Source organism: Microbacterium sp., from assembly GCF_047972865.1.
Lineage (GTDB): Bacteria > Actinomycetota > Actinomycetes > Actinomycetales > Microbacteriaceae > Microbacterium.
The window spans coordinates 1-11,107 of sequence record NZ_JBKEAY010000220.1; the positions used below are offsets into that span (position 1 = coordinate 1).

Genomic DNA, 11,107 nt, shown 5'->3' on the forward strand with positions numbered 1-11,107 from the left:
GAAGGTCACCGTCCCGAAGATGACGTAGTGGAAGTGCGCAACGACGAAGTACGAGTCGGAGGTGTGGAACGTCAGCGGCGGCGAGGCGAGGATGACGCCGGTGAGGCCACCGAACACGAAGGAGACAAGGAAGCCGAGCGCGAACACCATCGGTGTTTCGAACGTAACCGATCCGCGCCACATCGTGCCGATCCAGTTGAAGATCTTCACACCCGTGGGCACCGCGATCAGCATCGTCATCAGGGCGAAGAACGGGAGCAGGACGGCACCAGTCACGAACATGTGGTGCGCCCACACCGAGACCGACAGCGCGGCGATCGAGATCGTGGCGTAGACGAGTGTCTTGTGCCCGAAGATCGGTTTCCGGCTGAACACGGCGAACACCTCGGACACGATGCCGAAGAACGGCAACGCGATGATGTATACCTCGGGGTGACCGAAGAACCAGAACAGGTGCTGCCACAGCAGCACACCGCCGTTGGCGGGGTCGTAGATGTGCGCGCCGAGCACACGGTCGGCGGCCGCGGCCAGAATCGCTGCGGCGAGCACCGGGAACACCATCAGGATGAGGATCGAGGTGACCAGCGTGTTCCACGAGAAGATCGGCATGCGCCACATCGTCATGCCGGGCGCGCGCATCGTGATGATGGTGGTGATGAAGTTGACGCCACCCAGGATGGTGCCGAAACCACTCATCCCGAGCCCGAGCATCCAAAGATTACCGCCGACGCCCGGTGAGAACGTCGCATTCGCCAACGGTTGATAGGCGAACCACCCGAAGGATGCCGCGCCCTGCGGCGTGAGGAAGCCGGCGACGGCGATCACCGAACCGAAGATGAACAGCCACAGCGCGAACGCGTTCAGACGAGGGAAGGCGACGTCGGGCGCTCCCAGTTGCAGTGGCAGGATCGCGTTGGCGAATCCGGCGAACAGCGGCGTCGCGAACATCAGCAGCATGATCGTGCCGTGCATCGTGAACAGCTGGTTGTACTGTTCCTTCGTCGGGATGACCTGCATTCCGGGCTCGAACAACTCGGCCCGGATGATCAGCGCCATCACACCGCCCAGCAGGAAGAACAGCACCGACGAGATCAGGTACATGTACCCGATCGTCTTGTGGTCGGTGGAGGTCAGCCACTTGACGACGATGTTGCCCTTCTGCTCGACGCGCGAGCCGGCGAGCAGCGCGGCCTGACGCGGGGGCAGCGTGGTGGGACGGCCCGGGCCGTCCTCCTGCAGCGGGACCGTGGTAGCCATCAGTGGTCTCCCTCTGTCTGTGCCGGCGCACCCGTGCCGGGCAGGTTCTGCAGCCGGTCGTACGCATCGTTGATGTCACCGATCTGACCCGCGGACCGCAACGACTCCAGGTACTGGTCGTACTCGGCCTGAGAGACGACCTCGACGTTGAAGAGCATCATCGAGTGGTACTGACCGCACAACTCGGCGCACTTGCCGGCGTAGGTTCCCTCGCGTGTCGGCGTGAAGGACCAGTAGTTGTCCTTGCCGACGTACATGTCCTTCTTGTACAGGAAGTCGACGATCCAGAAGGAGTGGATGACGTCACGCGAGACGAGCTTGAGCGTCACGTCCTGGTCCACCGGAAGAACGAGCGTGGGCAGTTCGCTCGTGATGTTGCCCTGAGCGTCCGTCTGTGCCTGGACACCCATCGTCCACACGGCGTTGTCGGTCTGTTCGCAGTCGTCGCCGTTGTACTGGAAGTCCCACGCCCACTGCTTGCCGATCGCGGTGATGCACACGTCGGGGTCTTCGTGCTGGGTCTCGAGGATGGTCTGGTCGCGTGCGGTGAACGCGAAGAACCCGATGATGAGGATGAACGGCACGACCGTGTAGAAGATCTCGATCGGCATGTTGTACCGCAGCTGCACCGGCAGGCCCGTCTGCCCCTTGCGGCGCCGATAGACGATCGTCGCGAATCCCATGAGGAACCACGTGATGGCGCCGACCACGAGCAACACGATCCAGGAGTTCACCCACAGCCCCGACACCATCTCGGTGCGGTCGGTGGCGGGGACCCCGTCCTCCGTGAACCCGGGCAGGTATCCGTTGAGCTCGGTCGGGGTACAGGCCGCCAGCGAGGCGGCGGTGACGAGTCCGATCGGAACTACGGCCCAACGGAGACGGCGTGTGACGCGCACAATTCACCTTTCGGGGTCATGAAGGTCGTTCTCTTGCCAGTCTAGGGCAACCTCTCACCCGATTCAGGCCAACCCCCCAGGGATGTCCCCTACGGAGTGAGAGTCGCCCCGGCCGATCAGTGGAAGCTGTCGCCGCAGGCGCAGCTGCCCGCCGCGTTGGGGTTGTCGATCGTGAACCCCTGCTCGGAAATTGTGTCCTTGAAGTCGATCGTGGCGCCGTCCAGATACGGCACCGACATGTTGTCGACGATGACCTCGACCCCGTCGAAGTCGACGGTCTCGTCGCCGTCGAGGTACCGCTCGTCGAAGTAGAGCTGGTAGATCAATCCCGAGCATCCGCCCGGCTGGACGGCGACGCGCAGGCGCAGATCGTCGCGGTTCTCCTGTGCCAGGAGGCTCTTGACCTTGATGGCGGCCTCGTCGGTCAGCGCGACGCCGTGAGCGCGCGCGGTCGTGTCGGTGGTCGGCGTGGCGATGTCGGTCATGGCTCTCCCCGGTGTCGGGCCGCCGGTGACGCTCCGGCGGCGGGATGCCACGATTCTACGCCGCCGAGGCCCGCGAGGCGCGGCCCACCCTGCTCAATCGGTGCGCTCGTCGAGCGCGGCCAGTAGCAACGCTTCCGACGTGACGGCGTTGCGGAACGTGTCCAGGTGCAGCGACTCGTTCGGGCTGTGGGCGCGCGCGTGGGGGTCTTCCACCCCGGTGACGAGGATTTGGGCGTCTGGGAAGGAGCGGACCAGGTCCGCGATGAACGGGATCGAGCCGCCGACGCCGATGTCGACCGGATCCACGCCGTACCCGGCGGCCAGCGCATCGCGGGCCTCGGCGACCGCCCACCCGCCGGTGTCGACGAGGAAGGGGTCGCCGTGCTCGACATCGTGGAAGTCCAGGTGCGCGCCGAACGGGGCGTGTGCGCGCAGATGCGCCTCGATCGCCTCGTACGCCTCGCGCGCCGGCTGTCCCGGGGCGACACGCGCGCTCACCACGACGGAGACCTCCGGAACGAGCGTGTTGGACGCGTTCTTCACGTCGGGCGCGTCGATGCCGGTGACCGTGATCGCGGGCTTGTTCCACAGGCGCCCGAGGATGCTCCCCCGGCCCACCGGGCGGACGCCGTCGGGAAGCCCCGCCTCGTCGCGCAGCGTCTCCTCGGTGTAGTCGGGTGTCTGCGCGTCGCGTTCGCGCAGGCCCGCGACCGCCGGCGCGCCGTCGCCGTCCCAAAGGGTCGCCAGCAGCAGCACGGTCGCCATCATGGCATCGGGCACAGCGCCCCCGAACATGCCCGAGTGCGACGCGTGCTCGAGCGTGCGCACCGTCAGCGTGAAACGGACGTTGCCGCGCAGCGACACCGTGAGCGCCGGCGTGACCGCATCCCAGTTCCCGGAGTCGGCCACCACGATGACGTCGGCACGCAGTGCCTCGGCGTTGTCATCGAGGAACCGAGCGAACGACGCCGAACCGGCTTCCTCCTCGCCCTCGATGAACAGACTCACGCCAAGATCCAGGTCGTCCCCCCGCACCTCGGCGATCGCCCGCAGCGCCCCGACATGCACCATGACGCCCGCCTTGTCGTCGGCGGCACCACGACCGTAGAGTCGGCCGCCGCGCACCGTCGGCTGGAACGGCGCGCTCTCCCACAGGCCGTCGTCGCCGGGCGGCTGCACGTCGTGATGCGCGTACAGCAGGATGGTCGGCCGTCCCCGACGGGCGCGTCGGGTGGCGAGAACAGCGGGCATCCCCTCCTCCCCCGTCGGCGTCTGCGCGGTCCGCACCTCGACACGCTCGAAGATGCCGGTCCCCTCCGCGAGGGCCTTGACGGTCTGGGCGCTGCGCTCTACCTCTCCGCGATCGAACCCCGGGAAGGCGACCGAGGGAATGCGCACCAGCGCTCCCAGGTCAGCGAGTGCGGCGGGCACAGCGGACTGGGCCGCCTCGCGGACGGCGGCGGACCGGGACAGCGGTGAACTCATGCGGGTAATCTTAGGAGGCACCACCGCCCACCGACCCGAGGACTCCCCCGTGGCCAAGACGCCCCCCGACGCCGACTCCGCATCCGAGGAGCCGGCCGGGCCTGGAAAGAACCGCCCCACGCCCACCCGGGCCGAGCAGGAGGCGGCCCGCAAGCGCCCCCTCGTGGCCGACACCGCCGAGGCCCGCAAACGAGCCCGTGCCGAGCTGAACGCACAGCGCGAGAAGGCACGGGTCGGCATGGCCGCCGGCGAGGAACGCTACCTGCCGGTGCGCGACAAGGGACCGCAGCGCCGTTTCGTGCGTGACTTCGTCGACGCCGGCTGGCACCTGGGCGAACTGGTCATGCCGCTCATGATCCTCGTCATCGTCTTCAGCCTCGTTCCGAATCAGGCGGTGACGTTCTACGCTTTCCTCGCGCTGTGGGTGTGTATTTTCTTCGTCATCGGCGACATGATCATCACCAGCGCGCGCGTCAAACGAGCCGCGCGCACCCGGTTCGGGGAAGACCGCGTCGAGAAGGGCCTGGGGTGGTACGCGGCGATGCGCACGGTCCAGATGCGTTTCATGCGACTGCCCAAGCCGCAGGTGCGGCGCGGCGAGCACCCGGCCTGACCCGGGCGGCAGGGGCTCAGCGTCCCCTCACCAGGTCCCGGTTGATGCGGTGGGCCCACAGCGGCCCGCGGTAGATGAATCCGGTGTACCCCTGCACCAGGTCGGCTCCCGCCGCGAGACGCGCGCGCACATCGGCAGCGGTGTCCACTCCCCCGACGGCGATGACGCAGAACCGCTCCGGTACGGCCGCGCGCACGCGGCGCAGCACCTCCAGCGCGCGCGTCGCCAGCGGCGCCCCCGACACGCCGCCCGCGCCCGCGGCCTCGACCGTCGCCGCGAGCGAGCGCAGTCCGTCGCGCGAGATCGTGGTGTTCGTCGCGATGAGCCCGGCCAGCCCGGCGTCCACGGCGAGGGAGGAGATCGCGTCGATCTCCTCGTCGGTCAGGTCGGGGGCGATCTTGACCAGGAGCGGTGTCGGTCCGGCCGCCTCGCGCACCGCCGTCAGCAACGGGCGCAGCGTCTCCACCGCCTGCAGCGTGCGCAGTCCGGGCGTGTTCGGGGATGACACGTTCACGACCAGGTAGTCGGCCACCGGCGCCACCGCGCGGGTGCTGGCGACATAGTCGGCGGTGGCGGCGTCGACATCCACGACCCGGCTCTTGCCGATGTTCGCGCCCAGGACCGGCCGGGGGGAGCGTCGACGCAGTCGCGCGAGGCGGGACGCCGCCGCGGCCGCGCCCCGGTTGTTGAAGCCCATCCGGTTGACCAGGGCGCGGTCGGCGACCAGGCGGAACAACCGCGGTCGCGGGTTGCCGTCCTGGGCGATCGCGGTGACCGTACCGATCTCGACGTGCCCGAACCCCAGTGCGTGCAGGCCGGCCGCGCCCAGCGCATCCTTGTCGAAGCCCGCGGCCACCCCGAACGGCGACGCGAACGTCAGCCCCAGGGCGCGGGTGCGCAGACTCGCATGGGGGCGGGTGATCACCCGCAGCACGGCGGCGACGGGACGCATGCCCAGCATCCGGATCACGAGCATGCCGAGGTGGTGGGCGCGCTCAGGATCGATGCGGCGGAACAGGTGACGGAAGACGAATTCGTACATCGCGTCCAGCCTAGGGTCGCGCCGAGACCACCGACGACGCGATCACTCGCCGGCGCGCCCGGCGTGATCGGCGCGCAGCTGCGCGATCGACGCCTCGAAGTCGTCGAGCGTCTCGAACGCCTGGTACACGCTCGCGAACCGCAGATACGCGATCTCGTCGAGTTCACGCAACGGGCCGAGGATCGCCAGCCCGATCTCGTTCGTGTCGATCTGCGACGATCCGGTCTGGCGGACCGTTTCTTCTACGGCCTGCGCCAGGACGGCGAGATCACCCTCGGTGACCGGACGCCCCTGACAGGCCTTGCGGACCCCCGACATGACCTTCTCGCGGCTGAACGGCTCGATCACCCCCGAGCGCTTGATGACGTTGAGGCTGGCGGTCTCGATCGTGGAGAACCGCCCACCGCACTCGGGGCATTGACGGCGCCTGCGGATGCTCAGGCCGTCGTCGCTCGTGCGCGAGTCGATGACGCGGGAGTCGGAGTGACGGCAGAACGGGCAGTGCATCGGGTGTCAGCCTACGCCGGGAAGCGGGCGGTGACCGCCGCCGCGTGCGCGGGAAGCACCTCCGCGGTCGCGAGCGCAACGATGTCGTCGGCGACCGCCGCGAGGGCGTCGCGGTCATAGCGAACGATCTGCTGGGGCCGAAGGAACGTTGACGCCGACAACCCCGACGCGTAGCGCGCCTGCCCGCCGGTGGGAAGGACGTGGTTGCTGCCGGCGAGATAGTCGCCGAGGCTCACGGGAGCATGGTCCCCCACGAAGACCGCGCCGGCGTTGACGAAGTCGGCGACCCGAGGGTCGGCCAGGTGCAGCTCGAGGTGTTCCGGCGCGTACACGTTGCTGAACGCCGTCGCCGTCGCAATGTCGTCAACGAGCACGATCGCCGACTGCGGCCCGGTGAGGGCCTGCGCGATGCGGTCGGCGTGCAGCGTGGCGGTGGCCTGGGCGGCGACTTCCTGCGTCACCCGGTCCGCCAGCGCCGCCGAGGTCGTCACCAGCACGGCGGCAGCCTGTTCGTCGTGCTCGGCCTGGCTGATGAGGTCCGCGGCGACCAGCGCGGGCTGGGCCGTGTCGTCGGCGACGATCAGGATCTCGGTCGCGCCCGCCTCGGCATCGGTGCCGACCACACCCGCCACGACCCGCTTGGCGAGCGCCACGAAGTTGTTGCCCGGGCCCGAGATGACATCGACGCGGTCCAGGCCGATGGCGGGCACACCATACGCGTAGGCGCCGATCGCGCCGGCGCCGCCCATCGCGTAGACCTCCGTCACCTCCAGCAGCCGTGCGGCGGCGAGGATGACGGGGTGGACGCGACCGCCGTGATCCCGCTGCGGCGGGGACGCGAGGACGACCTCGCCGACACCGGCCACCTGGGCGGGCACGACGTTCATGACGACGCTGGACGGGTACACGGCCTTACCGCCGGGGACGTACACCCCCACGCGCTGGACCGGTCGCCACACCTGCTCTACGACCGCGCCCGGTGCGAGCGTCGTGGAATCCGGCGGCGGCACCTGGGCGGCCGAGGCCGCGCGAACGCGACCGATCGCCCGCTCCAGCGCCGCGCGCACGACCGGATCGAGCCCCGCCAGCGCCTCGTCGAGGTGGGCGGCGGGGACGCGGATGTCGTGACCCTGCACGCCATCGAACTGCGCCGCCTGCTGACGCAGCGACTCCTCCCCCCGACCGGCGACGTCGTGCACGATGCGCGCCGCCGTCGTGAGGGCCTCGTCCCGCGCCGCGGTGGCCCGGGGAACAGCATCGAGAAGGGCGGCGGCGGAGTGTTCCCGCCCCCGCAGATCTATCGTGCGCAGCATCCTTCCAGGCTACCGGCCCGGCGCATCCTCCGACGCCGGCGGACAGTCCGTTCGGCGACCGGCGCGTGTCAGCCGCGGGTCACGTCGGAGATGTCCCGCAGATAGCCGGTGCGGCCGTCCTCGTGGCGCACGATGAAGTGGTCCACGCGGTCCTCGATGACCAGAGCCCACGCCGTCGGGCCGATGCTGAACAACGGGGTCCCCTCCAGGTCGACGACGTCCCGGAACTCGGGGACGAGAGCCCAGAAGGCCTGCGTCACGGCGGGAGCGGCCACCTCGCGGGGGTGGTCCTGCGCCGTCTCCGATTCGACCGGGGGTTCGGCCACGGCATCCGTCGCCGGCTCGGGGACCGTCGACGCGAAGCTCCCGGTCGACCAGACCTGGTGCTCGGCCGGTGCCGCCGACTGCGGCTCGGGGCGCTGCGGCGCGGGCCGGGAGACGACGGGGCGCGCCGGCCGGGCGTTGCGGTGCGCCGTCACCTCGGGGCGGTACCGGAAGTCCTCGCCGATGACCGGAACCAGCGGCGCAAGCACGGTGAAGAACACACCGGCGAGCATCAGGATCAGCTCCACCCAGACGACCCAGGAGATGACGAACACCCCGGTGACGGCGATGGCGCCCAGAGCACGCCACACGATGCCAAGCCACACCACTGCCGCGACGCTGAACGCGACCGAGGCGAACTGGTCGATCCCCAGCGAGCCGACCCGGCGGATCCCGTCGGGTGACAACCGCCGCAGCACCAGCAGAAACACCGCCGCGGTGGGCACCGCGATCGTGAGGATCCAGTCGATGCCGCCGGTCCACACCGACGGCGCATCGCCACCGACGTAGAGCGGGAAGAACGACACCACGAAGGCGACGAGCCAGATTCCCGCCAGGACGACCTCGCGCACCGAGAACGGACCCACCCCGTACTGCGGGGGTGCATCGGCGGTGGCGTCCGCACCGGTCTCACCGGCGACGGAGGGGTCCGGCGTCGCCGCGGCACCGTCGTGCGAGACGAGCCCCGGGTCGGCCCCGGTCCCCGGAAGATCTGAGGAGTCCCCCGTCGGAGCATCGAATACGGGTGTGTTGTCGTTCGTCACATTTGTCCTTCCCACAAGGCTGGAGCGATCCTATCGGGCGCGCGCGGTGTCAGCCCAGGCACTGCGGCCCGAGCAGGCCCTTCAGCTCGCCGTAGAGATCAGCGGTGACCGTGACCGGGCGGGGCACCTCGAACACCTTCGCGACACCGCCGCGGTGCAGCTTGACGGTGACCTCGGTGTCACCGCGGTGCCGGGCCAGCACGGCGGCCAGCTGCTCGATCGTCGTGGTCGTCGCCCGATGCTCGGGCAGTTGCAGCACGAGGGGTCCCGAGGTCTCGACGGCACCGAGGTCGGGCGTGAACGCCGACTGTCCGTGAAGGTTCAGCCCGTCGTCCCGGCGCGACACCCGCCCGCGCACGACCAGGATGGCGTCCGCAACCAGCATCGACTGGAACTCGGTGTAGGTCTTCCCCATGAACATGACGGTCACCTCGCCGTCGAAGTCCTCGATCGTGATCATCCCGTACGGGTTGCCGCTCTGCTTCGCGACCCGGTGCTGAACGCTCGTGACCAGTCCCGCGACGGTGACCTGCTGACCGTCCTGGATGTCCTCGGACGCGAGCAGATCGTGGATCGACATCGACGCGTGCTTGGCGAGCGGGATCTCCAGCCCCGCCAGCGGGTGGTCGGACACGTACAGACCGAGCATCTCTCGTTCGAAGGTGAGCTTGTCCTTCTTGGTCCACTCCGGCCGCTCGGGCACTTTCTGCACCTGCGCCGGCTCGTCGTCGCCCCAGAGACTGTCGAAGTCGAAGCCCACTTCGCCGTTGGCCTCGCGGCGTTTGTCCAGCACCGCCTGCTCGACGGCATCCTCGTGGACCTCGACGAGCGCCCGGCGGGTGTCTCCCATCGAATCGAAGGCGCCCGCCTTGATGAGCGATTCCACCGTGCGTTTGTTGGCGACGTGGGGCGGCACCTTGCCGAGGAAGTCGTGGAACGAGGCGAAGCCGGTCTCGGCTCGGGCGGTGACGATGCCGTCGACGACGTTGGCGCCGACGTTGCGAACCGCACCCAGCCCGAAGCGGATGTCTTCGCCGACGGCGGCGAAGTACCGGATCGACTCACCGACGTCCGGTGGCAGCACCTTGATGCCCATGCGACGACACTCGTTGAGGTAGACCGCCATCTTGTCCTTGGAGTCGCTCACGCTCGTCAGCAGCGCCGCCATGTACTCGCCCGGGTAATGCGCCTTCAGATACGCCGTCCAGTACGAGACGAGTCCGTAGGCCGCGGAGTGCGCTTTGTTGAACGCGTAGTCGGAGAACGGCAGCAGGATGTCCCACAGCGCCGTGATGGCCGCCTCGCCGAAGCCCCGCTCGACCATCCCGGCGTGGAAGCCCGCGTATTGCTTGTCCAGTTCGGACTTCTTCTTCTTCCCCATCGCGCGGCGCAGGATGTCGGCTTGACCGAGCGAGAACCCGGCGACCTTCTGCGCGATGGCCATGACCTGCTCCTGATAGATGATCAGGCCGTAGCTGATGTCGAGGATGTCGCGCAGCGGTTCGGCCAGCTCCGGGTGGATCGGCGTCACCTCCTGCTGCCCGTTCTTGCGCAGCGCGTAGTTGATGTGCGAGTTCGCTCCCATCGGGCCGGGGCGGTACAGCGCGATGACGGCGGAGACGTCCTCGAAGTTGTCCGGACGCATCAGGCGCAACAACGACCGCATCGGACCGCCGTCGAGCTGGAATACGCCGAGGGTGTCGCCGCGTCCCAGCAGCTCATACGAGGCGTGGTCGTCGAAGGGCAGGTCCTCCAAGATGAGCTTCTCGCCACGGTTGGCCTCAATGTTCTCCAGCGCGTCGGAGATGATGGTGAGGTTGCGCAACCCCAGAAAATCCATCTTGATCAGGCCCAGTGCCTCGCACGACGGGTAGTCGAACTGGGTGACGATCTGGCCGTCCTGCTCGCGCTTCATGATCGGGATGATGTCGATCAGCGGCTCCGAGGACATGATCACGCCGGCGGCATGCACACCCCACTGTCGCTTCAGGTTCTCGAGCCCGACGGCCGTGTCGAAGACGGTCTTCGCGTCGGGGTCGGTCTCGATCACGACACGGAACTCGGACGCCTCTTTGAAGCGCGGATGCGAGGGGTCGAACATGCTCTCGAGCGGCATGTCCTTGCCCATCACGGCGGGCGGCATCGCCTTGGTGAGCTTCTCACCCATGCTGAACGGGAACCCCAGCACGCGACCGGCGTCCTTCAGGGCCTGCTTGGCCTTGATCGTGCCGTAGGTCACGATCTGGGCGACGCGCTCGTCGCCGTACTTCTCGGTCACGTACTGGATGACCTCGCCGCGGCGTCGGTCGTCGAAGTCGACGTCGAAGTCGGGCATCGAGACGCGCTCGGGGTTGAGGAAGCGCTCGAAGATGAGGCCGTGCCTAAGCGGGTCGAGGTCGGTGATGCGCATGGCGTACG

At 68.6% G+C, this 11,107-nt stretch carries 10 protein-coding genes; 1 reads left to right on the forward strand and 9 read right to left on the reverse strand.

The features are described from left to right. The 4 genes from ACK5KK_RS13480 to ACK5KK_RS13495 all read right to left on the reverse strand — a co-directional run. On the reverse strand, positions 1 to 1,257 hold a 1,257-nt coding region (locus ACK5KK_RS13480), incomplete at its 3' end, for a cbb3-type cytochrome c oxidase subunit I (RefSeq protein WP_416890600.1). Next, a complete protein-coding gene (gene coxB / locus ACK5KK_RS13485; protein WP_416890601.1) occupies positions 1,257 to 2,156 on the reverse strand; it encodes a cytochrome c oxidase subunit II in 900 nt (299 codons plus the stop codon). The genes coxB and ACK5KK_RS13480, both read right to left, overlap by 1 nt. Positions 2,157 to 2,272: 116 nt before the next feature. Next, a complete protein-coding gene (gene erpA, locus ACK5KK_RS13490) occupies positions 2,273 to 2,641 on the reverse strand; it encodes an iron-sulfur cluster insertion protein ErpA (RefSeq protein ID WP_416890602.1) in 369 nt (122 codons plus the stop codon). A gap of 93 nt (positions 2,642 to 2,734) precedes the next feature. Continuing rightward, positions 2,735 to 4,126 carry a dipeptidase gene (locus tag ACK5KK_RS13495; RefSeq protein WP_416890603.1) on the reverse strand — a complete coding sequence of 464 codons (1,392 nt, stop codon included), beginning with the start codon at positions 4,124 to 4,126 and terminating at the stop codon, positions 2,735 to 2,737. A gap of 49 nt (positions 4,127 to 4,175) precedes the next feature. On the opposite strand from ACK5KK_RS13495, the gene ACK5KK_RS13500 reads away from it, so the two are divergent. Beyond that, complete coding sequence (locus ACK5KK_RS13500; RefSeq protein WP_416890604.1) at positions 4,176 to 4,739, forward strand: DUF3043 domain-containing protein; 564 nt, start codon at positions 4,176 to 4,178, stop codon at positions 4,737 to 4,739. A 16-nt stretch (positions 4,740 to 4,755) separates the two neighbouring features. Here ACK5KK_RS13500 and ACK5KK_RS13505 read toward each other — a convergent pair whose 3' ends face one another. From ACK5KK_RS13505 to dnaE, 5 genes are all read right to left on the reverse strand, one after another. Further along, complete coding sequence (locus ACK5KK_RS13505; protein ID WP_416890605.1) at positions 4,756 to 5,781, reverse strand: quinone-dependent dihydroorotate dehydrogenase; 1,026 nt, start codon at positions 5,779 to 5,781, stop codon at positions 4,756 to 4,758. A gap of 42 nt (positions 5,782 to 5,823) precedes the next feature. Further along, complete coding sequence (nrdR, locus tag ACK5KK_RS13510; protein WP_416890606.1) at positions 5,824 to 6,288, reverse strand: transcriptional regulator NrdR; 465 nt, start codon at positions 6,286 to 6,288, stop codon at positions 5,824 to 5,826. A gap of 11 nt (positions 6,289 to 6,299) precedes the next feature. Then, entirely contained in the window at positions 6,300 to 7,601 is a 1,302-nt protein-coding gene (gene hisD, locus ACK5KK_RS13515; RefSeq protein WP_416890607.1) for a histidinol dehydrogenase, read from the reverse strand. A gap of 68 nt (positions 7,602 to 7,669) precedes the next feature. Beyond that, positions 7,670 to 8,689 (reverse strand): hypothetical protein, encoded by a 1,020-nt coding sequence (locus ACK5KK_RS13520; RefSeq protein WP_416890608.1) that lies wholly within the window; start codon positions 8,687 to 8,689, stop codon positions 7,670 to 7,672. A 49-nt stretch (positions 8,690 to 8,738) separates the two neighbouring features. After that, positions 8,739 to 11,107, reverse strand: a 2,369-nt coding sequence (dnaE, locus tag ACK5KK_RS13525) for a DNA polymerase III subunit alpha (protein WP_416890609.1), incomplete at its 5' end; no start/stop codon positions are given.

What these genes read in the sequence shown, in the direction of transcription:
- erpA (WP_416890602.1), bottom strand. Translation starts at nt 2,641, where the DNA reads ATGACCGACATCGCCACGCCGACCACCGACACGACCGCGCGCGCTCAC.
- ACK5KK_RS13505 (WP_416890605.1), bottom strand. Translation starts at nt 5,781, where the DNA reads ATGTACGAATTCGTCTTCCGTCACCTGTTCCGCCGCATCGATCCTGAG.
- ACK5KK_RS13495 (WP_416890603.1), bottom strand. Translation starts at nt 4,126, where the DNA reads ATGAGTTCACCGCTGTCCCGGTCCGCCGCCGTCCGCGAGGCGGCCCAG.
- hisD (WP_416890607.1), bottom strand. Translation starts at nt 7,601, where the DNA reads ATGCTGCGCACGATAGATCTGCGGGGGCGGGAACACTCCGCCGCCGCC.
- nrdR (WP_416890606.1), bottom strand. Translation starts at nt 6,288, where the DNA reads ATGCACTGCCCGTTCTGCCGTCACTCCGACTCCCGCGTCATCGACTCG.